Annotated in this window: 19 protein-coding genes; 10 read left to right on the top strand and 9 right to left on the bottom strand. The window is 66.8% G+C overall.

The genetic code is table 11. The features are described from left to right. Window positions 1–74: 74 nt before the first annotated feature. Entirely contained in the window at window positions 75–1,307 is a 1,233-nt protein-coding gene (locus IB273_RS12375; RefSeq protein WP_192224181.1) for an NADH:flavin oxidoreductase/NADH oxidase family protein, read from the bottom strand. Between the two features lie 103 nt (window positions 1,308–1,410). Here IB273_RS12375 and IB273_RS12370 point away from each other — a divergent pair, with 103 nt between their 5' ends. Then, window positions 1,411–1,905: a MerR family transcriptional regulator gene (locus IB273_RS12370; RefSeq protein ID WP_192224180.1), complete on the top strand. Its 495-nt coding sequence runs from the start codon at window positions 1,411–1,413 to the stop codon at window positions 1,903–1,905. A gap of 226 nt (window positions 1,906–2,131) precedes the next feature. On the opposite strand, the gene glcC is transcribed toward IB273_RS12370, so the two are convergent. Next, on the bottom strand, window positions 2,132–2,902 hold the full coding sequence (gene glcC, locus IB273_RS12365) for a transcriptional regulator GlcC (protein ID WP_081519234.1): 771 nt from the start codon (window positions 2,900–2,902) through the stop codon (window positions 2,132–2,134). A 231-nt stretch (window positions 2,903–3,133) separates the two neighbouring features. Here glcC and glcD point away from each other — a divergent pair, with 231 nt between their 5' ends. The 5 genes from glcD (at window position 3,134) to IB273_RS12340 (ending at window position 9,263) form a co-directional block, all read left to right on the top strand. Continuing rightward, entirely contained in the window at window positions 3,134–4,633 is a 1,500-nt protein-coding gene (gene glcD, locus IB273_RS12360; protein ID WP_192224179.1) for a glycolate oxidase subunit GlcD, read from the top strand. Next, window positions 4,633–5,673 (top strand): glycolate oxidase subunit GlcE, encoded by a 1,041-nt coding sequence (gene glcE / locus IB273_RS12355; protein ID WP_192224178.1) that lies wholly within the window; start codon window positions 4,633–4,635, stop codon window positions 5,671–5,673. The genes glcD and glcE overlap by 1 nt, the downstream gene beginning before the upstream one ends. After that, the gene (gene glcF / locus IB273_RS12350; protein WP_192209733.1) at window positions 5,673–6,947 is read left to right on the top strand and encodes a glycolate oxidase subunit GlcF; all 1,275 of its coding nucleotides are present in this window, start codon (window positions 5,673–5,675) and stop codon (window positions 6,945–6,947) included. Before glcE ends, glcF begins: the two co-directional genes overlap by 1 nt. Next, entirely contained in the window at window positions 6,926–7,324 is a 399-nt protein-coding gene (locus IB273_RS12345; protein WP_081519230.1) for a heme-binding protein, read from the top strand. Before glcF ends, IB273_RS12345 begins: the two co-directional genes overlap by 22 nt. 244 nt (window positions 7,325–7,568) lie before the next feature. Further along, window positions 7,569–9,263: a lactate permease LctP family transporter gene (locus tag IB273_RS12340; protein ID WP_192224177.1), complete on the top strand. Its 1,695-nt coding sequence runs from the start codon at window positions 7,569–7,571 to the stop codon at window positions 9,261–9,263. Between the two features lie 281 nt (window positions 9,264–9,544). Here IB273_RS12340 and arfB read toward each other — a convergent pair whose 3' ends face one another. Next, window positions 9,545–9,958 (bottom strand): alternative ribosome rescue aminoacyl-tRNA hydrolase ArfB, encoded by a 414-nt coding sequence (arfB, locus tag IB273_RS12335; protein WP_081519491.1) that lies wholly within the window; start codon window positions 9,956–9,958, stop codon window positions 9,545–9,547. A gap of 369 nt (window positions 9,959–10,327) precedes the next feature. On the opposite strand from arfB, the gene IB273_RS12330 reads away from it, so the two are divergent. Further along, window positions 10,328–11,125, top strand: coding sequence for a nucleoside-binding protein (locus IB273_RS12330; RefSeq protein ID WP_225610185.1), 798 nt, complete (start codon window positions 10,328–10,330; stop codon window positions 11,123–11,125). A gap of 250 nt (window positions 11,126–11,375) precedes the next feature. Here IB273_RS12330 and IB273_RS12325 read toward each other — a convergent pair whose 3' ends face one another. The 4 genes from IB273_RS12325 to hppD form a co-directional block, all read right to left on the bottom strand. Beyond that, window positions 11,376–11,753, bottom strand: coding sequence for an MliC family protein (locus IB273_RS12325; RefSeq protein WP_015476418.1), 378 nt, complete (start codon window positions 11,751–11,753; stop codon window positions 11,376–11,378). A gap of 92 nt (window positions 11,754–11,845) precedes the next feature. Further along, on the bottom strand, window positions 11,846–13,261 hold the full coding sequence (locus IB273_RS12320; protein WP_192224175.1) for an amino acid permease: 1,416 nt from the start codon (window positions 13,259–13,261) through the stop codon (window positions 11,846–11,848). A 92-nt stretch (window positions 13,262–13,353) separates the two neighbouring features. Then, window positions 13,354–13,995, bottom strand: a complete 642-nt coding sequence (maiA, locus tag IB273_RS12315) for a maleylacetoacetate isomerase (protein WP_081519227.1) — start codon at window positions 13,993–13,995, stop codon at window positions 13,354–13,356. Between the two features lie 52 nt (window positions 13,996–14,047). After that, entirely contained in the window at window positions 14,048–15,130 is a 1,083-nt protein-coding gene (gene hppD, locus IB273_RS12310) for a 4-hydroxyphenylpyruvate dioxygenase (RefSeq protein WP_192224174.1), read from the bottom strand. Window positions 15,131–15,444: 314 nt separating this feature from the next. Here hppD and IB273_RS12305 point away from each other — a divergent pair, with 314 nt between their 5' ends. From IB273_RS12305 to IB273_RS12295, 3 genes are all read left to right on the top strand, one after another. Further along, window positions 15,445–16,212 (top strand): AraC family transcriptional regulator, encoded by a 768-nt coding sequence (locus IB273_RS12305; RefSeq protein WP_081519225.1) that lies wholly within the window; start codon window positions 15,445–15,447, stop codon window positions 16,210–16,212. A 752-nt stretch (window positions 16,213–16,964) separates the two neighbouring features. Continuing rightward, the gene (locus tag IB273_RS12300; protein ID WP_081519223.1) at window positions 16,965–17,126 is read left to right on the top strand and encodes a DUF1427 family protein; all 162 of its coding nucleotides are present in this window, start codon (window positions 16,965–16,967) and stop codon (window positions 17,124–17,126) included. Between the two features lie 33 nt (window positions 17,127–17,159). Then, a complete protein-coding gene (locus IB273_RS12295) occupies window positions 17,160–18,116 on the top strand; it encodes a quinone oxidoreductase family protein (RefSeq protein ID WP_192224173.1) in 957 nt (318 codons plus the stop codon). A 28-nt stretch (window positions 18,117–18,144) separates the two neighbouring features. Here IB273_RS12295 and IB273_RS12290 read toward each other — a convergent pair whose 3' ends face one another. Both IB273_RS12290 and IB273_RS12285 read right to left on the bottom strand, forming a co-directional pair. Continuing rightward, window positions 18,145–18,933, bottom strand: a complete 789-nt coding sequence (locus IB273_RS12290; protein WP_192224172.1) for a TenA family transcriptional regulator — start codon at window positions 18,931–18,933, stop codon at window positions 18,145–18,147. A 76-nt stretch (window positions 18,934–19,009) separates the two neighbouring features. Then, window positions 19,010–21,460, bottom strand: a complete 2,451-nt coding sequence (locus tag IB273_RS12285; protein ID WP_192224513.1) for an EAL domain-containing protein — start codon at window positions 21,458–21,460, stop codon at window positions 19,010–19,012. Window positions 21,461–21,570: the final 110 nt, after the last annotated feature.

The raw sequence follows: 21,570 nt of genomic DNA, 5'->3' as shown, positions 1-21,570 counted from the left end.
CATGCTGCCAATGCGACAGGAATCGATGGGTATCGCTTCGCTCCACGCCATCCTACGCAGAGCATTGAAGCGGCTCACCCCGCCTGCCGCGCCGCCCAGCGGCGGTACTGCTTGGCCCGGCGCAGCGTGCGCCATTGCTCCATCACCAGCGTGCGCCACGGCGAGGCATGCGGATTGGGCGCGCGGCGGGCGCCGATGCGGTGCAGCTGCAGCTTGACCAGCGCCATGTAAGCCAGCGCCGCCAGCGGCTTGGAGCGCCAGCGGATCGCCGGCAGCTCCGGCTGGGTCTGGCTGCCGCGCTGCCAGTGCAGCACCAGTTGCGGCTCCAGCGCCAGGGCGGTGCCGATGCCGACCATCTCCAGCCCGCTGTCCAGCACCTGTTCCGCCACCGGCAGACGACGAATACCGCCAGTGACCATCAGCGGCATGCGCGCCGCTTCACGCATCTCGCGGGCGAATTCGAGGAAGTAGGCTTCCCGCGCCAGGGTACGGCCGTCGCGGGCATCGCCCTGCATGGCCGGTGCCTCGTAGCTGCCGCCGGACAGCTCGACCAGGTCGACCTTCTCGTCGTTCAGCCACTCGATCACCTGGCGCGCGTCGCTGGCGTCGAAGCCGCCGCGCTGGAAGTCGGCGGAGTTGATCTTCACCCCCACGCAGAATTCCGGCGACACCTCGGCGCGCACCGCGCGGACGACCTCCAGCAACAGCCGCGCGCGGTTTTCCAGCGAGCCACCCCAGCGGTCCTGGCGCTTGTTGGCCAGCGGCGAGAGGAACTGGCTGAGCAGGTAGCCGTGCGCCGCGTGGATCTGCACGCCGGTGAAGCCGGCCTGCTCGGCAAGCTGGGCGGCACGGACGAAACGCTGGATCACCTCGGCGATATCGCCTTCGGTCATCTCGCGGGCGACGGCGAACAGCTTGGAGAACTTGCCCATTTCCAGCGGCACCACCGACGGCGCGATGGCGCCCTGGCCGAGGTTGGTCTGCACCTGGCGGCCGGGATGGTTGAGCTGCAGCCAGAACTGCGCGCCACGGGAGCGGCCGATGCGCGCCCATTCGCGGAAGCGCTCAAGATGCCGGTCATTCTCCAGCACCACGCCGCCGGGGCCGGTCATGGCGCGGCCGTCGATCATCACGTTGCCACTGAGAATCAGGCCGACGCCGCCGTCCGCCCAGGCCTGGTACAAGCGCAGCAGCGCGGCCGAGGGCGCCTGGTCGGCGTCGGCCATGTTTTCTTCCATGGCGGCCTTGGCCATGCGGTTGGGGACTTCGCCGCCGTTGGGCAGGCGCAGGGGCTGGAAGGGCGACATGGCGGGGCTCCGTGATTGTTCGGGTGGTTGTCCGGGTGGTTGTGGCTGCGGCGAGGTTAAGTTTAAAGTTCACTTCAAGGTCAAGCCCCTTTCGGAGCCCAGCATGAAAATCGGTGAACTGGCCAGCCTCAGCGGCCTCGCGCCCTCGCGCATCCGCTTCTACGAAGCCAGCGGGCTGATCGCCCCGGCGCGCCGCCTGGCCAATGGTTATCGCGCGTACCCGCCGGAAACGCTCGACCTGCTGGAAATCATCCGCAGCGCCCAGCAGACCGGCTTCAGCCTGGAGGAAATCCGCAACCTGCTGCCGCACTCCAACCCCATCGAGAACGGTCACGGTGAACTGGTCGCCGGCCTGCGCCGCAAGGTCGCGGAGATCGAGGTGATGGAGCAGCAGCTGCGGCAGAACCGCGAGCGGCTGCTGGCGGTGATCGACGGCATCGAGAACAAGCCCGAAGGCATGGGCTGCCAGGCCAATGCCGAGCGCATGCTGGCGGAGATGCGCGAGCGCAAGGCCAAACCTGTAGGAGCGGGCCACGCCCGCAACGAGCGGACAAAGTCCGCTGCTTCAGCGAAGCGCCCTGCCCCGACGGAATCCTGAATCCGCACTCCGGCCGCTGGCCGGCCTGTTATGCGGTCGCGGGCATGGCCCGCTCCTACACCGGTAATCCCAACCTGCGCAGGAGCGTGCTGCCCCTTTCCCCCTTCCGGAAAGAAAGACCGGAACGTAGGGCGCATAACCTGGAACAGGTTATCCGCCGCCCCCCTGGAACGGCGGGTAACGCTGGCGCGTTATGCGCCCTACAGTTGCGTCCCCTTCCCCAGCGCTATTTCCACCCCTCCAGGCGCAAGGTCGCCCGCACCAGCCGCTGTTCCTCCTGCTCGATCTCCCGCAGGTTGTCGCGCACGCTGTGGATATGTTCGCGGGCGGCGCGCTGGGCCTGTTCCGGCTGGCGTTCGTTGATGGCGCGGTGCAGCCGCGCGTGCTGGCGGTCGATCTGGCGCTTCTGCGGCGGACGGTTGTAGAGGTTGTTCACCGAGGCGAACACGGTGCTGAGCATCAGTTCGTTGAGCGACTGCAGCGTGTGCACCAGCACCGGGTTGTGCGAGGCCTCGCTGATCGCCTGGTGGAAGGCATGGTCGCGCCGCGCATGCTCGCGTGGGTCCAGCGGCTGCGGTTCGTCGTAGGCGGCGTGCATCTCCTCGAAGCGCCGGTCGATCAGCACCAGGTCGGCCTCGGTGGCGCGCAACGCGGCCAGTCGTGCGGACTCCCCTTCCAGCAGCGCGCGAACTTCCAGCAGGTCGTAGAGCGTGCGCGGTTGCGAGCGGAACAGGTGCAGCAGCGGCGACACGTCCTCGGCACCGGTCAGGTCGGCAACGAACGAACCGCGCCCCTGTTCGGTATCGACGATGCCGCGTCCGCGTAGTGCGCGCAGCCCCTCACGCAACGCCGAGCGCGAGCAGCCGAGCTTCTCCACCAGGCGCCGCTCCGAAGGCAGCGCCTGGCCTACCTTGAGCACACCATCGACGATCAGCCGCTCGATCTTCTCGGCCACCTGGTCGGCGACACGCTGCTTGCCCTGTGCATAAGTCGTCATTGCGGTTCTCCCGAACTGGTAGGACCAGCTGAAACTGGCCTGCATGGCTGCGAAGAACCCTAGCTGTCAGGACAGGGCCTTTCCAGTGGACGCCCGTGCAAGAACTGGTAGGACCAGTATCAATGCAGGTGGACGCCGCCTGACCGGCGGTCGCATTTTCAGCGTGCCGTGGCTCCACGCGACCGCCTGGCGGGCGCGAACAAAAAAACAAAATCAGAGCACCGTCAGCCTATGAACATCCTCTACGACGAGCGCGTCGATGGCGCGCTGCCTGCCGTCGACAAGTCCGCCCTGCTGGCCGAGCTGCGCGCGGCCCTGCCCGATCTCGAACTGCTGCACCACGCCGAAGACCTCAAGCCCTACGAATGCGACGGCCTCTCCGCCTACCGCACTGTGCCCATGCTGGTGGCGCTGCCCGAGCGCATCGAGCAGGTGCAGGCGCTGCTGAAACTCTGCCATGCGCGCAAGGTGCCGGTGGTGGCACGCGGCGCGGGCACCGGGCTGTCCGGCGGCGCGTTGCCGCTGGAGAAAGGCATCCTGCTGGTGATGGCGCGCTTCAATCGCATTCTCGAAGTGAATCCACAGGGGCGCTTCGCCCGCGTACAGCCCGGCGTGCGCAACCTGGCGATCTCCCAGGCCGCCGCGCCGCACGGGCTGTATTACGCGCCGGACCCGTCCTCGCAGATCGCCTGCTCCATCGGCGGCAATGTCGCCGAGAACGCCGGCGGCGTGCATTGCCTCAAGTACGGCCTCACCGTGCACAACCTGCTCAAGGTGGACATCCTCACCGTCGAGGGCGAGCAGCTGACGCTGGGCAGCGACGCCCTGGACAGCCCCGGCCTCGACCTGCTGGCGCTGTTCACCGGTTCCGAGGGCATGCTCGGCATCGTCACCGAAGTCACCGTCAAGCTGCTGCCCCGCCCGCAGGTGGCGCGGGTGCTGCTGGCCAGTTTCGATTCGGTGGAAAAGGCCGGCCGTGCGGTGGCCGACATCATCGCCGCCGGCATCATTCCCGGCGGGCTGGAGATGATGGACAACCTGTCGATCCGCGCCGCCGAGGACTTCATCCACGCCGGCTACCCGGTGGACGCGGCGGCCATCCTGCTGTGCGAGCTGGACGGCGTGGAAGCCGACGTGCAGGACGACTGCGAGCGCGTCGACGGCGTGCTGCGCGCGGCCGGCGCCACCGACGTGCGCCTGGCCTGCGACGAGGCCGAGCGCGTGCGCTTCTGGGCCGGGCGCAAGAATGCCTTCCCGGCGGTGGGGCGCATCTCCCCGGACTACTACTGCATGGACGGCACCATCCCGCGTCGCGAGCTGCCGCGCGTGCTGCACGGCATTGCCGAGCTGTCGGAGGAATTCGGCCTGCGCGTGGCCAACGTGTTCCATGCCGGCGACGGCAACATGCACCCGCTGATCCTCTTCGACGCCAATGTGCCCGGCGAGCTCGAGCGCGCCGAGGCGATCGGCGGGAAAATCCTCGAACTCTGCGTGGCGGTGGGCGGCAGCATCACCGGCGAGCACGGCGTGGGGCGCGAGAAGATCAACCAGATGTGCGCGCAGTTCAACAGCGACGAGCTGACCCTGTTCCACGCGGTGAAGGCGGCGTTCGACCCGGACCGCCTGCTCAACCCCGGCAAGAACATCCCCACCCTGCACCGCTGCGCCGAGTTCGGTGCAATGCACGTGCACCACGGCCAACTGCCCTTCCCCGACCTGGAGCGCTTCTGATGCCCGATGCCAGCAGCGAACTGCTCGAGCAGGTGAACCAGGCGCTCGCCGCGCGCACGCCGTTGCGCATTCGCGGTGGCGACAGCAAGGCCTTCCTCGGCCGCCCGGTGGAAGGGGTGGAACTAGACACCCGCCGGCACAGCGGCATCGTCAGCTACGACCCGACCGAACTGGTGCTCACCGCCCGCGCCGGCACGCCGCTGGCGGAGATCGAAGCGGCGCTGGAGGCGGCCGGGCAGATGCTGCCGTGCGAGCCACCCGATCATTCGGGCGCGACCTTCGGCGGCATGGTCGCTGCCGGGCTTTCCGGCCCGCGCCGGCCCTGGTCCGGTTCGGTGCGCGACTACGTGCTGGGCACGCGGCTGATCACCGGCCACGGCAAGCTGCTGCGCTTCGGCGGCGAGGTGATGAAGAACGTCGCCGGCTACGACCTGTCGCGCCTGCTGGCGGGCAGTTTCGGCTGTCTGGGGGTGATCACCGAAGTCTCGATGAAAGTGCTGCCCAAGCCGCGGATGTGCGCCAGCCTGCGCTTGGAAATGGGCGTCCACCAGGCGCTGGGTGAGCTCGCCGAATGGGGCGCGCAACCGATCCCGATCACTGCCGCCTGCTACGACGGCACCGCGCTGCACCTGCGCCTTGAAGGCGGCGAAGGCTCGGTGTGCTCCGCGCGCCTGCGCCTGGGCGGCGAGGAGATCGACAGCGGCTACTGGCAGGACCTGCGCGAACAACGCCTGGGGTTCTTCGCCGGCCAAGGCACGCTCTGGCGGCTGTCGCTGCCCAACGCGACACCGGCGCTGTCCCTGCCGGGCGAACAGCTGATCGACTGGGGCGGCGCGCAGCGCTGGCTGAAGTCCGAGGCGGACGCCGAGCTGATCCGCCACAGCGTCGCCGAAGTCGGCGGCCATGCCCTGCGCTACACACCGGGTGACGATGGCTTCCACCCGCTGCCCGCCGCGCTGCTGCGCTACCACCGCAGCCTCAAGCAGCAGCTCGACCCGCAAGGCCTCTTCAACCCCGGCCGGATGTACAGGGAGCTCTGATGCAAACCAACCTGAGCGAACAGGCCAGGCATCTGCCGCGCGCCGAGGAAGCCGAGCGCATCCTGCGCTCCTGCGTGCACTGCGGCTTCTGCACGGCCACCTGCCCGACCTACCAGTTGCTGGGCGACGAACTGGACGGCCCGCGCGGACGCATCTACCTGATCAAGCAGGTGCTCGAAGGTGCCGCGCCCAGCGCCAGCACCCGCGAGCACCTGGACCGCTGCCTGAGCTGCCGCAACTGCGAAACCACCTGTCCTTCCGGCGTGGACTACCACAACCTGCTGGACATCGGCCGCGCGGTGGTCGAGCAGCAGGTGCCGCGTACCTTCGGCGAGCGCCTGATGCGCCAGGGCCTGCGCGCCGTGGTGCCGAATGCCGCGCTGTTCGGCGCGCTGGCCAGGGCCGGGCGCACCTTCCACCCGCTGCTGCCGGAGGGCCTGCAAAGCAAGCTGCCGCGCCATCCGCATCCCCCCGTGGAGCGCCCGAAACCGCGCCACACGCGGCGCATGCTGATGCTCGAAGGCTGCGTCCAACCGGCGCTGTCACCCAACACCAATGCCGCTGCCGCGCGGGTGCTGGATCGTCTCGGCATCAGCGTGATCCCGGCGGCGGATGCCGGTTGCTGCGGTGCCGTGGACTATCACCTGAATGCCCAGGAACAGGGACTGGATCGGGCGCGGAGGAACATCGACGCCTGGTGGCCGTCGATCCAGGCCGGCGCCGAAGCCATCGTGCAGACGGCGAGCGGCTGCGGCGCCTTCGTCCGCGACTACGGCCATCTGCTGGAGCGCGATGCGCAGTATGCGGACAAGGCCCGGCGGGTCAGCGAACTGACCCGCGACCTGTCCGAGGTTTTGCGCGATGAACCACTGGAAGCGTTGCACCTGCACGGCGACCGTCGCCTGGCCTTCCACTGCCCCTGCACGCTGCAGCACGCGCTGAAGCTCGGCGGCGCGGTGGAAGGCGTGCTCACGCGCCTGGGCTTCAGCCTCACCAGCGTGCCGGACAGCCACCTGTGCTGTGGCTCGGCCGGCACCTATTCGCTGACCCAGCCGGAGCTGTCCCGGCGCCTGCGCGACAACCGCCTGAAGGCGCTGGAGAGCGGCGGCCCGGAAGTCATAGTCACCGCCAATATCGGCTGCCAGACGCACCTGGGCGGCGCAGGTCGCACGCCGGTGCGGCACTGGATCGAACTGGTGGAAGAGGCGCTCGCCGATGCGCCATTGGAATCCCTTCAAGGCGAGGTGCAAGCATGCTCAGCAAAGCCGTTCTGACCCAGCAGGAAGTCGGCCGCATCCTCGCCGCCGCGCGCGCCGAGGCGCAGCGCAACCACTGGGCGGTGTCCATCGTGGTGGTCGATGACGGCGGCCACCCGCTGGCGCTGGAGCGCCTCGACGGCTGTGCCCCGGCCAGCGCCTACATCGCCACCGAGAAGGCCCGCAGCGCGGCACTGGGCCGGCGCGAAACCAAGGGCTACGAGGACATGGTCAACGGCGGCCGCACCGCCTTCGTCACCGCGCCGCTGATCACCTCCCTCGAAGGCGGCGTACCGGTCGTGCTGGACGGCCAGGTGATCGGCGCGGTGGGCGTTTCCGGGGTGAAGGCCGGCGAGGACGCACAGGTCGCCAGCGCCGGAGTGGCCGCGCTTTGAAAGCGCTCACACGGCCCTGGCGACAGACAGCCACCGGCCGAGTTGTGGTCGCCGCCGGCCTCAAGCGAACCGGCGGCGACACCCCGAAAAGCTTGCCCGAACCCGCTTTCAGAAGCCCCGCTGCGCGCCGCGTTGCGGGGCTTTTTCAATGCCTGCCGGCTCGCGCGCCGCCCGGGCAGGCGCCACCTGAAAGAGTTATCCACCGCTGACGCTTTGCCTCCGACAACAACAAGGGACAATCCCCATGCAAACCTGGCAGCAGCTCTATACCCCGCTCGGCAGCCTCGGCCTCTCGGCCCTGGCGGCCCTCGTGCCGATCATTTTCTTCTTCCTCGCCCTGGCGGTGTTCCGCCTCAAGGGCCACGTCGCCGGCGCCATCACCCTGGTGCTCTCGCTGCTGATCGCCATCAGCGTCTACCAGATGCCGGTGGACAAGGCGCTGGCCTCAGCGGTCTACGGTTTCTTCTACGGACTCTGGCCGATCGCCTGGATCATCGTGGCGGCGGTGTTCCTCTACAAGCTGACGGTGAAGAGCGGGCAGTTCGAGATCATCCGCAGCTCGGTGCTGTCGATCACCGTCGACCAGCGCCTGCAGGTGGTGCTGATCGGCTTCTCCTTCGGCGCCTTCCTCGAAGGCGCGGCGGGCTTCGGTGCGCCGGTGGCGATCACCGCGGCGCTGCTGGTCGGCCTGGGCTTCAACCCGCTGTATGCGGCCGGCCTGTGCCTGATCGCCAACACGGCGCCGGTGGCCTTCGGCGCGCTGGGCATCCCGATCATCGTCGCCGGGCAGGTGTCGGTCGTGGATGCCTTCAAGATCGGCGCCATGGCCGGTCGGCAACTGCCGATCCTGTCGGTGATCGTGCCCTTCTGGCTGGTGGCGATGATGGACGGCTGGCGCGGCATCCGCGAGACCTGGCCGGCGCTGCTGGTGGCCGGCGGCACCTTCGCCATCAGCCAGTTCCTCACCTCCAACTTCATCGGCCCGGAGCTGCCGGACATCACCTCGGCGCTGCTGAGCATGGTCTGCCTGACCCTGTTCCTGCGCGTGTGGCAGCCGGCGAACGTGCGTGAGACGGAGTTCTCCAGCATCAACGCCGACGGCACGGCGACGCTGGGCGCAGTCGGTGGCGGCAGCGGTCTGCAGCGCCGGGAATCGCAGTACAGCTTCGGGCAGATCTTCAAGGCCTGGTCGCCGTTCCTGATCCTCACCGTGCTGGTGACCATCTGGACCATGAAGCCCTTCAAGGCGATGTTCCTGCCTGGCGGCGCGCTGGAGAACTGGGTGGCGGTGATCGCCGTGCCCTACCTCGACCAGCTTGTCCTGAAGGCTGCGCCTATTGTGGCCAACCCGACGCCGATGCCGGCGATCTACAAGTTCGACCTGGTGTCGGCCAGCGGCACGGCGATATTCCTCGCCGCGCTGATCTCCATGGCGATCCTGCGCATCGGCGTGAAGAGCGGCGCGGCGACCTTCGGCGAGACGCTGAAGGAGCTGAAGTGGCCCGTGCTGACCATCGGCATGGTGCTGGCCTTCGCCTTCGTCACCAACTACTCGGGGATGTCCACGACCCTGGCGCTGGTGCTGGCGGGCACCGGTGCGGCCTTCCCGTTCTTCTCGCCTTTCCTCGGCTGGCTGGGGGTGTTCCTGACCGGCTCGGACACTTCGTCCAACGCCCTGTTCGGCTCACTGCAGGCCACCACCGCGCACCAGCTCGGGGTCAGCGACACACTGCTGGTGGCGGCCAACACCACCGGCGGGGTGACCGGCAAGATGATCTCGCCGCAGTCCATCGCCGTGGCCTGCGCGGCCACCGGGATGGTCGGGCGCGAGTCGGACCTGTTCCGCTTCACGGTCAAGCACAGCCTGATCTTCGCCGCGTTCATCGGCCTGATCACCTTGGCGCAGGCCTATGTGTTCACGGGGATGCTGGTGCACTGATTCACCGAAGGAGCTTTACGTAGGGTGCATAACGCGCCAGCGTTATCCGCCGTGTGCAAGACGGCGGATAACCTGCGCCAGGTTATCCGCCCTGCAGGACTAAAGTCTCCTGTAGGAGCAAATGCCCCTCACCCTAACCCTCTCCCGCAAGCGGGAGAGGGGACTGTTCGGCGCAGGATGAAATCACGCTGTCAGCCGGCACAATCGGCCCCCTCTCCCTTCAGGGAGAGGGCTGGGGAGAGGGAAGCGCCCCAACGCCGATGTTCAGCCAAACCAACAACTCAGAAATCCACCTTCCCCCGCCCCGCCTTGATCGCCCCGCGCTTGCTCTTGCCTTCCAGCCGGCGCGTCTTCGAGCCCAGCGTCGGCTTGGTCGGGCGGCGCTTCTTCTCCACTTTCGCCACGCTGCGGATCAGCTCCGCCAGGCGGTTCAGCGCATCTTCGCGGTTCTGCTCCTGGGTGCGGTACTGCTGCGCCTTGATCACCACCACGCCGTCGCTGGTGATGCGCTGGTCGCTCAGGGCCAGCAGGCGTTCCTTGTAGAACTCAGGCAGGGATGAGGCGCGCACATCGAAGCGCAGGTGCACGGCGCTGGACACCTTGTTGACGTTCTGCCCGCCAGCGCCCTGGGCGCGGATGGCGTTCAGCTCGATCTCGGCGTCGGGGATCTGCACGGTGTTGGAAATTTGCAGCATGGCTATCGGAAGAGTCGGAAAGTCAGCAGCATAACGGCTGGCGACCAGTCTGTCGCCAAGCCGCAGTACAGCGCCGCGCAAGGCCCATTCCTGACTTCTGCGTCAATTTTTGTATACGTATTTGTGTACAAGTTTTTCTTGCAATGTCATCAATTCACCATTAGAACCCAGCCTGTCACCGACCGCAGTTCACCCTGCGGGACGCCGGCCCCGAAGCCACAAAAAATAAGAACAACACAGAGGTGCAGCATGGTTTCTTCCGCGATGACGGCCCTTGGCGCCGCCCGCCCCCAACTGCGTTCCAGCCGCCGCCTGAGCACCGGCCGCCGGTTCGCCCTCGGTACCGCGCTGGTGCTCGCCCCGCTGGGCATGGCGCAGGCCGATGACGATGATCGCTTCTTCGAGTGGACCAGCAACACGCTGGGCTTCCGCTACGGCGAGGGCTTCACCAACCCGAACAACCCGCACGACATCAGCAAGCGCATCTTCAGCTTCAGCCACGCCGACGGTTACCGCTACGGCAGCAACTTCTTCCACCTCGACGTGCTGCAGTCCGACAGCGATGACCCGCGCAAGGGCACCGACAGCGGCAGCAGCGAGGTCTACGGCGTGTTCCGCAGCCAGCTGTATGCCTCGCGGGTGTTCGACCTGCCGCAGGGCAAGGGTCTGGTGAAGGACCACGCCTTCACCTTCGGCTTCGACGCCAGCCGCAACAACAACCTCGGCTCGGCGAAAAAGCGCGCACTGGTGTTCGGCCCCACCATCAAGTTCAACGGGCCCGGCGTGCTGGACCTCTCGCTGTTCTACTACCGCGAGAAGAACCACTCCGGCATCCCCAACGTGAAGCACCCGGACCACACCTTCGACACCACCTACATGCTCAACCTGACCTGGCTGCGGCCGTTCCAGCTGGGTGACCACGGGGCGAAGTTCCAGGGCTTCCTGAACTACACCGGGGAAAAGGGCGAGGACTACAACGACAACGACACCGCGCCGGAAACGCTGGTGCGCACCTCACTGATGTTCGCCACCCTGCCCGGCACCAAGCGCCAGCCGAACCTGTGGCTGGGCGTGGGCTACGAGTACTGGCACAACAAGTTCGGCGTGGACGGCGGACGCGGCACCCGCACCTCGACGCCGACGGTGAACCTCGAATTCACCTTCTGACAGGGTGCGAATTGTAGGAGCGCGCCATGCGCGCGATCGCGGGCATGGCCCGCTCCTACAGGTTTAATCCGCGTCTCGGCCTATGTTCGGTCGTAGGGCGCATAACCTGGAACAGGTTATGCGCCGTTGTCCATGCGGCGGATAACGCTGGCGCGTTATTCGCCCTGCAAAAGCTCATCCGCCCATGGCGCGCTGACATGAAAAAGCCCGGCATCTGCCGGGCTTTTCCGTCCGGGCGCCACAAGAGGAATCAGCTCTCCTTGCAGGCTACGCCGTCGGCGGGCTCGCCGCCTTTCCAGTCCTTGTACAGGGTGGCGTCCTCACCCTTGGTCCACCAGATGTACTGGCCGGCGGCGTACTTGGCGCCGGAGGCGGAGATGACGTTGGCGAAGACCAGGCTGGAGGCGTCGGTCACCGGCACCACGGCCAGGCTGTTGTCGCCCTTGTTCAGGTACTGCACGCTGATCTTGCGGCCGTCCTCGCACTTGTACGAAACGCTGCGCGAATCCAGCTTGGCGTCGCCGGGCAGGACCAGCGCGTCGACCTGGGGTGCTTTCTTCTCTTCACCGCCGCAGGCGACGAGGAGGACCGGCACGGCGGCCGCGAGCAGCCAAAGTGCTTTTTTCATGAGTATCCCTCTGACGAAAAATGGCCCGGTCACTCTAGGAAAGGTCGGGCCGCACGGTCAATCGCGGGCGGCCCGTCTCAAAGTCGGGCAACTCAGTCCGCCAATGCCGTCCGCACCTCGCCACGCACCGCGCCCTGGCGCTTGAGGCGATAGCAGCCGTACATCACCAGCAGCCACACCGGAATCGCATAGACCGACACCTGGATGCCCGGAGTGAGCAGCATGACGCCGAGGATGAACACCACGAAGCCCAGGCACAGCCAGTTGGCCGCCGGGTAAGCCACGGCGCGGAAGGCGGTGCGCCTGCCGTCGGCATCCATGCGCGCGCGGAACTTCAGGTGCGCGAGGCTGATCATCGCCCAGTTGATCACCAGCGCGGCGACCACCAGGGACATCAGCAGCTCCAGCGCGCGGGCCGGGACCAGGTAGTTCACCAGCACGGCGAGGAAGGTCACCGCCGCCGAGACCATCAGCGAGCGCACCGGCACGCCGCGGCTGTCCACCTTGGCCAGCGCACGCGGCGCATCGCCCTGCTCCGCCAGGCCCACCAGCATGCGGCCGTTGCAGTAGGTGCCACTGTTGTAGACCGACAGCGCGGCGGTGAGCACCACGAAGTTGAGGACGTGGGCGGCGGTGCTGCTGCCGATCATCGAGAAGATCTGCACGAAGGGGCTGCCGCTGTAGGAGTCGCCGGAAGCATTCAGGGTCTGCAGCAGGCTGTCCCACGGCGTCAGCGAGAGCAGCACGGTCAGCGCACCGATGTAGAAGATCAGGATGCGGTAGATCACCTGGTTGATCGCCTTGGGGATCACCTTCTTCGGCTGGTCGGCCTCGGCGGCGGTGAAGCCGAGCATCTCCAGCCCGCCGAAGGAAAACATGATGATCGCCATGGCCATCACCAGCCCGCTTATGCCGTGGGGGAAGAAGCCGCCATGGGCCCACAGGTTGCTCACTGCCGCCTGCTCACCACCGGTGCCGCTGGCCAGCAGGTAGCAGCCCAGGGCGATCATGCCGACGATGGCGGCGACCTTGATGATGGCGAACCAGAACTCCGCCTCGCCGAAGGCCTTCACGTTGAACAGATTGATGGCGTTGACCACGACGAAGAACAACGCGGCGGTGGCCCAGGTCGGCACGTCCGGCCACCAGTAGTGGATGTACTTGCCCACTGCGGTGAGCTCCGACATGCCCACCAGGATGTACAGCACCCAGCAGTTCCAGCCCGAGAGGAAGCCGGCGAAGCCGCCCCAGTACTTGTGCGCGAAGTGGCTGAAGGAGCCGGCGACGGGCTCCTCGACGATCATCTCGCCGAGCTGGCGCATGATCAGGAAGGCGATGAAACCGGCGATGGCGTAGCCGAGGATCATCGACGGGCCGGCGGACTTGAGCACCCCGGCCGAGCCGAGGAACAGCCCGGTACCGATGGCGCCGCCGAGGGCGATCAGCTGGATATGGCGATTCTTCAGGCCGCGCTGGAGCTGGCCTGCGTGTTGAGTTTCACGCGTCATGCGTCACCTGTTGTTTTTATCTGTGACGGGAATCGGCCGCCCGGCTTGTGGTCAGGCGGTGCGAGCAAGGCAAGGCTAAAGAGCGGTGGGTCTTACTGGGCGTCGGGCTGCACCTCCGGGGCGGCCTGCTGGAAGGCTTCGAGGGATTCGCAGCGCGCGGCGATGGCGAGCAGGCGCGGGCAACCGGAGAGGTCGCAGTCAAAGCGGCGGGCGTTGTACAACTGGGGAATCAGGCAGGCCTCGAAGTAGCCGGGGCGCTCGCCCAGGGACAGCGGGCCGGTCCAGTGGGCGACGCCCTTTTCCACCGCGTGCAGGCCGGTCTCGACCCAGTGGCGAATCCAGGCGCTTTTCGCCTCGTCCGCCACACCCAGCGGGCCGCTGAGGTACTGCAGCACCCGCAGGTTGTTCAGCGGATGGATGTCGCAGGCGATGTGCAGAGACAACGCGCGGACCTGCGCACGTTGCAGCGCATCGCGCGGCAGCAGGCCGGGTTGCGGATGGGTTTCGTCGAGGTATTCGAGGATGGCCAGAGATTGGGCAATGCGCGCGTCGCCGTCCACCAGCAGCGGCACCAGCTCCTGCGGGTTGAGCGACTGGTAGTCGGCGGCGTGCTGTTGCCCGCCGTCCTTCACCAGGTGCACCGCGACCTGGCGGTAGGCCAGGCCCTTGAGCCCGAGGGCGATGCGCACGCGATAGGCAGCGCTGGAGCGCCAGTAAGAATACAAGGTGAGCATGGCGGTTCTCCGTGAGCGGCCACGCTACCCGCGCGGCCGCCGGGCAAGCGAGTTACTGGTCGGAGATCACGCCACGACGAATCTGGTCTTCCTCGATGGATTCGAACAGGGCCTTGAAGTTGCCCTCGCCGAAGCCCTGGTTGCCCTTGCGCTGGATGATCTCGAAGAAGATCGGGCCGATCACCGTGTTGGTGAAGATCTGCAGCAGGATGCCGTCATCGCCCGGCGCGCCGTCGATGAGGATGTTCAGCTCGCGCAGTTGCTCCAGCGGCTCACCGTGGCCGGCGACGCGGGTGTCGACCTTGGCGTAGTAGGTGTCCGGGGTGCTCATGAATTCCACGCCGTTGGCGCGCAGCTGGCGCACGGTGGCGTAGATGTCCTCGGTGGTCAGGGCGATGTGCTGGATGCCTTCGCCGTGGTATTCGCGGATGAATTCCTCGATCTGCGACTTGTCGTCCGCCGACTCGTTGATCGGGATGCGGATCTTGCCGCAAGGCGCGGTCATGGCGCGGGACAGCAGGCCGGTGAGCTTGCCTTCGATGTCGAAGTAGCGGATTTCGCGGAAGTTGGCGATGCGCTCGTAGAAGCCGGACCAGACGTCCATCTGGCCGCGCTTGACGTTGTGGGTCAGGTGGTCGATGCACAGCAGGCCGACGGCGTTGTCGTTGGCGGTGCGGCCTTCGATGAATTCGAAGTCGACGTCGTAGATGCTCTTGTCGCCATAACGGTCGACGAGATACAGCAGCGAACCGCCGATGCCCTCGACGCAGGGGATGTTCAGCTCGCCGAAGTTGGCGTGGCTGCCCACCAGTTTCGCGCCCTGGGATTCGACGTAGGCGGCGGCCTGCGCTGCGTTCTTCACCCGAAAGGCCATGGCGCAGGCACTCGGCCCGTGCTTCTTGGCGAACTCGTGGACGTGGCCGGTGGGGCTGCCGTTGAGCACGATGTTGATGTCGTTCTGCTGGAACAGGAAGACTTCCTTGGAACGGTGCTTGGCAGTCTCGGTGAAGCCCATGCCGGTGAACAGCTGGCGCAGCTGCTGGATGCCCTGGGCGTCGGGGGCGGTGAATTCGACGAACTCGAAGCCGTCGGTGCCGATGGGATTGTGTTGTTCGATCTTGGTCACGGCGTTCATCCGGCCTCCTCGTTGTCGTTATCGGCTGGCTCGGCGCGCGGCCGCCCAGGCGTCTGGAATGCCTCCATCTCAACCGTCGCGGGGCTCTGGAACAAGCCGGGTACCGCCGGTTTGCGCCCTGGCGGTGCGCTTGTCCCGGCAAGAAATCCTTACACCGCCCAAGGTCCCGTGCGGCATGCCGCCGCACCGTAAAGAATTCGTGACAAGGTGGTGCGCCAGCCTGCCAGTGCGAGTGCCGCGCTCTCGTCAGGGCGCCGTGCGGCGGCTACCATGCGGCCCATCTCCCCTGCCCGAATCGGACATTGGCCCGCACTATGGCCCGCGCCGCTCCCCCTGATTTCGAAGCCACGCCGGCGACCCTGCGTGCCCTGGCCCGCAGCTACCCGCGCGGCCTGCACATCGAGCCGCACTCCCACGACTGGGGGCAGGTGCTCTACGCCATGTCCGGGGTGATGTGGCTGGAGACGCCTTCCGAAGCGCTGCTGGTGCCGCCCAACCGTGCCGTCTGGCTGCCGCCGCAGGTGCCCCACGGCATCCGCGTGGTCAGCGAACTGCAGATGCGCAACATCTACCTGCGGCCGGGCACGGCGGATTCCCTCGGCGAGCAGGTGCAGGCATTCGAAGTGGGCGGGCTGCTGCGCGAGCTGATCGTCCGGCTGGTGGAGCACGAAAGCGAGCCGGATACCGACTACTACCAGGCGTTGTCGCAACTGGCGGTGCTGGAGCTGCAACGCGCCCGCAGCCTGCTGTTGCGCGTGCCATTGCCGGACGACTCCGACCGTCGCCTGCTGAACCTGTGCCTGGCGGTGATGGCCGAACCGACCCAGGAGATATCCTTCGAGCAGCACGCCGCCGACGCCGGCGCCAGCGTGCGTACCCTTGCCCGCCTGTTCACACGCAGCCTGGGCATGGGCTTCGCCCAGTGGCGCCGGCAGGTGCAACTGGCCACCGCAGTGGCGCAGCTCAACGAAGGCCTCGCGGTGAGCCAGATCGCCCATGGGCTGGGGTATCAGCCGGGGAGCTTCAGCGAGATGTTCCGGCGAGAGCTGGGTGTGGTGCCTTCGGAGTATTGCGCCAGGTGAAGCGTCCCCTGTAGGAGCGGGCCATGCCCGCGATCCGCCGGCAAGGCCGGCGCCAGCCGCGACTTCGGTGTTACGGGCCTGCTGCTTCGGCTTGGATATTTCTGCGCCGCTTCGGCGTGCGCATGAGCTTCGTGTTTCGCCCCCTCGGGCGAGTCCCTTTTGGCAAACGCCCCAAAAGGAACCAAAAAGTCTCGCCCCTACATCCGGCTTTTCGCTTCGCGAAAAGTACCCTCGGTTCTTCGGAGTTTCAGGGGCCCGCCGCGAAGGGCCATCCCTGGCCAGTCGCGGCTTCCGCGGCATCCATGCCGCTCTACCCCTGAAACTCCGATCACCTTCGGCCTCCTGAAAGGGGCACTCCGGAGCGCTTGGACGTTTCTCTGGAAATCTGAAAAAGCAAAGCAAGACCGAGGAATCGTGTGCCCCGCAGAAGAGGTACTAGTTCGCGAGGGGCCGTAGGGCGCATAACCCGGAACGGGTTATCCGCCGATTAGGTCGCGGCGGATAACGCTGGCGCGTTATGCGCCCTACGATCCTGCACCATTGGCATCAGAGCAAGCGCCGGCGCTGCCGGCGGATTGAGGGCATGGCCCGCTCCTACAGGGAGCGCTGCCGGCCGACATCTGAGACAGTCATCCAATACTCCCCACCCACATCTGTCCGATATTCCGAAGCCAATGACCGGCGGTGCTTCGGCGCGGCTCCTAGACTGGCCCCATTCCCGCCAGCCGCCGGAAGCACCCGCGGAGTACAAGATGAACTACCTGATATCCCTGGCCATCGGCATCTGCGTCGGCCTCGCCTACCACTTCCTCGACTTCCGTTCACCGGCGCCGCCGCTGGTGGCGCTGGTCGGCCTGCTGGGCATGCAGATCGGCGAAAACGCCCTGCCGCTGTTGACCCGCTGGTTCCCCTGACCCCTTCTCCCCTGATTGCCAAGGACCCGTGCCATGAAAGCCCTGCAATTCGACCGCACCGGCGACCTCGCCGCCCTGAGCTTCACCGAGATCGCCGACCCGGTTCCCGCCGCCGATGAAGTGCTGGTGGAAATCCACGCCGCCGGCCTGAACCCCAGCGATGTGAAGAACGTCCTCGGCCGCTTCCCCTACACCACCCTGCCCCGCGTGCCCGGCCGTGACTTCGCCGGCACCGTGGTGAAAGGCCCGGAGGAGCTGCTGGGCAAATCCGTCTGGGGCACCGGCCGGGGGCTGGGCTTCAGCCGCAACGGCAGCCACGCCCAACTGATGAGCGTGCCGGTCGGCGGCGTGGCGCCGATGCCCGAGCGCATGAGCTTCGCCCAGGCCGCCAGCTGCGGCGTGCCCTTCACAACCGCCTGGGACGCGCTGGAGCGCAGCCAGGTCGGCGCCGGCACCCGCCTGCTGGTGATCGGTTCCGGCGCCGTCGGCGCGGCGGCCATTTCCCTGGCCAAGGCCCGCGGCGCCCAGGTACTGGGCGCGGTGCGTCGCGCCGAATCGCAGGTGGAGCTGAAGGCTCAGGACGTACCGAGCATCCTGCTGGGCTCGGCGGACACCCTGGCGGCGCAGGTGGAAGAACACTTCCCCGGCGGCGCCGAGGTGATCTTCGACACCACCGGCTTCTGGCTGCCGGCGGCGGTCTCCGCCCTGGCCACCTTCGGCCGCATCGCCATCATCGCCGCGCCGGTGGACGGCCACGTGCAGCTGCCGGCCCTGGCACTGTATCGCCGGGGCGGTTCGGTGGTGGGGGTGAATTCGCTGCTGTATGACACGGTCGCCTGCGCCGCGATGCTGCGCCAGTTCGGCCAGTGGTTCGACGACGGCAGGCTGCCGCTGCCCACCGGCCTGCGCGAAGTGCCGCTGAGCGAGGGCGTGCAGCGTTATCACGAGATCAACGAAGGCAGCAGCGAGAAGATCATTCTCGTGCCCTGAGTCCGGACACGGCTGGGAGGTTTGCCTCTCAGCCGGCTATCTGCATCGGCCCCCGCCGCACATCGCCCTGCACCTGCTCCAGCGCCAGGCACTGGTCGAGGAACATGCGCATGTACCCGTAGCTCTTGCAGATCGCTTCACGCAGCGCCAGGCAGCGCGGCATGGGGAGCTGCGGGCCGCAGAGAGTGCATATGATCTCCAGGGCTTCCCAGGGATGATCGTCATCGTAGCGGGCGTGCATCTTCAGCCAGCGCATGGCGTCCTTGCGGGTGCCGGCCGGCAGGGTGCGCTCGTAGGTATCGGTGGAGCAGACCAGGACCGACCAGTCGCCGGTCGCGCCTTCGATGGCGTAGTTGGTGGCGGCCATGGCCAGCGCCAGCTCCTCGGTGGCGCAGCTGTGCCAGCACCAGTGGCCGAGGGCGTGGAGTTCGGCGGGTACCAGTTGTGCCTTGAGCTCGGCCAGGGTGACGCCATAGGCCTCCGCCCAGCGTACCCAGTAGTCGGCGTGGTTCAGCTCGACGCGGATATTGCGCATCAACCAGCGGCGCGCCATGTCTTCGCCGGGGCTGCGGCCGAATCGCGTCTTGAGCAGGTTGTGGGACATGTACAGGGGGAACTGCTCCACCACCTGCCAGCCGCCGATCAGGAAGGCGCGCATGGTCTGCCGGCTCAGCTGGCCGTCACGCATGCGCGTGTAGAGGGGGTGCTCGACCACCGACAGACGGCTGGTTTCACATTCCTGCACCAGGCGCTGGGCCCAGTGCGGATAGCTGGAAAGCTCCTTGAGCGGCCCACTGCGAACAAAGGTGTCGTTCATCCAAGGCTCCGTTGCTGGTCGATCCATGCAAGCACCGGTAATTCAGGCCTCAGGTTAGTCCTCTCCTGGCTGCACGTCACCGTCCGGAGGTTGTGTCGGATGCTACAGCTGCGACATGGGTCTCACGCAGGAAGCTCCGGTTGAAGGGTTGCGGCCGCGCCAGCCCGTACCCCTGTGCGTAATCGATGCCGATTTCCCGCAGAACCTCGAGGATTTCCTGGGTTTCGACGAACTCCGCCACCGTGCGTTTGCCCATCACGTGGCCGATCTGGTTGATCACCTGGACCATGGCGCGGTCGATGGGGTCTTCGAGCATGTCCTTGATGAAGCTGCCGTCGATCTTCAGGTAGTCCACCGGCAGGTGCTTGAGGTAGACGAAGGAGGACATCCCGGCACAGAAGTCGTCCAGCGAGAAGCGGTAGCCCAGGGCCTTGAGCTCCTGGATGAAGCGCGTGGCGTTGACCAGGTTGGCGATGGCGCTGGTCTCGGTGATCTCGAAGCAGACGCTGGAGGGTTCGATGCCATAGCGCGGCTGCACTTCGCGGAGGAAGTCGAGGAAGGTCTCGTCACCGATGGTGGCGCCGGAGAGGTTGATGGCGCAGGTATGGATCGGTTCGTAACCGCCCTCGGCGTTGCGCTCGGCCAGGGTCCGGAAGGCATTCTCGACCACCCAGCGGTCGATGTCCGGCATCAGCCCGTAACGTTCGGCGGCAGGGATGAAGTTGATCGGCGCCACCAGCCGGCCGCACTCGTCGTTCAGGCGCAGCAGCAACTCGACGTGGGCGCCCTCCATCACGCGGTCGTCGACCGGGAAGATCGACTGGGCATAGAGGCAGAAGCGCTCCTCCTCGAGCCCCAGGCGGATGCGCTGTACCCAGGCCATCTCGCCGACGCGGTTGGACAGTTCGGTATCGTCCGGGCGAAACACCTGGGCACGGTTGCGGCCCTTTTCCTTGGCCATGTAGCAGGCCATGTCGGCGCAGCGCAGCGCCTCCTCCACCGACACCAGCATGGCGGAGATGTGCACCACGCCGATGCTCACGGTGATGTTGAAGCCACGGCCTTCCCACATGAAGTGCAACGCCTGCACGGTCAGGCGGATGCGCTCGGATATCTGCACCGCCATGTCCGGTGGGCAGTTTTCCAGAAGGATACCGAACTCATCGCCCCCCAGGCGCGCCAGGGTGTCGCCATCGCGCAGGCACTGCTGCAGCACGGAGCAGACCTGGCGCAGCAGTTCGTCGCCAGCGGCGTGGCCGCAGGTGTCGTTGACCAGCTTGAACTGGTCCAGGTCCAGGTACATGAGCGAATGCTGGTCATGGGAGTCCGCCGAGCTTTCCAGGGCCTGCTTGAGGCGGAACTCGAACTCGCGGCGGTTGGTCAGGCCGGTCAGCGCATCGTGGGTCGCCTGCCAGGACAGGCTGGCCATGTACTGGCGTTCGCGGGTCATGTCGTGCAGCACCAGCACCACGCCGACTACCCGGCCGTCCGCATGGATGGGCGTGGCCACCAGGGTCACCGCCACACTGGTGCCGTCCAGGCGCTGGATCAGCTTGCTGGTCTCGCTGCCGCCGTCCACCTCGCCGCGCAGGATCTGCCCCACCAGCGGCAGTCCCTCGGCCTGGGAGTTCTCGTCGAGCACCCGCAGCAGCGAACGCAGCGGCAGGCCGACGGCCATGGAATTGTCCCAGCCGATCAGGCGTTCCGCCGCCGGGTTGAAGTAGGCAATGCACTCGTGTTCGTCGAGGCTGACCACGCCGTCGCCGATGGCCGCTAGGGTGGTCTGCGCGCGTTCCCGCTCGGTGTCCAGGGCGCTTTCGAAGGCACGCTGCTGGTGCAGCAGCTTGCGGGTGCGCCAGACCGCCAGGAGGATCAGCGCCAGACCGGTCAGCCCGTTGACCCCCAGCAGCACCCACATGATCATCCGCGAGCCCTGCCCCAGTGCGGCGGAGAAGGCCATGGCTGCCGGCGTGACGCCGTCGTTGATCGCCTGGATGCGGCTGTTCCAGTAGCTCAGGTCGCCGGGGCGGACGTCATTGGCACGGATCTTCGCGCTCATCTCGTCAGACAGCTGCTCCAGCTGGTCAAGGTAGGCGTCGCCGATGATCCACATCTTCACGGCCTGGTCGAAATAGCTGTACTCGTGGAAATAGCGGTACAGCCAGATCAGCGCGCCGACATCGTCGGGATGGATGCCGCCCTGCAGCGCGCCGGCGCGGGCCAGTTCGAGGTCGGGTTGGCTGAGGTCGAGGGCGGCGCGGAAGGTGCGGTCACCCTGGGGAATCGCGATGGCGGTGCGGTAGCGCTCGTAATCCATCGTGTCACGGCTCTGGCCGTAGAGTTGCAGGTAATGGATGGCGTCCTTCTGGCCCTTGGACCAGAGACTCTCGCCACCCACATAGGCGCGCACCCCCGAAAGGATAAAGAAGCTGCCGCTGCCGATCAGCGTCTGTAGCAGGACCACGACCATGAACGGCCAGACCAGCTTGAGCAGACGCGTCGTACGCCGGGTCGGCAACAGTCCCATTGCATCCATAACCAGTTTCGACTTCCTTCTTTCAATTCCTGGCAGGCCGCAGGGGTAGTGACGGCTCACCCCGGGACTTTTCTGTCAGGCCGCCCCTTTCTTAACTTCTA

It is taken from the genome of Pseudomonas sp. PDM19, from assembly GCF_014852215.1.
GTDB lineage: Bacteria > Pseudomonadota > Gammaproteobacteria > Pseudomonadales > Pseudomonadaceae > Pseudomonas.
Note: the sequence above shows the minus strand (reverse complement) of the source record. Positions and strands in the feature narration are given on the sequence as shown.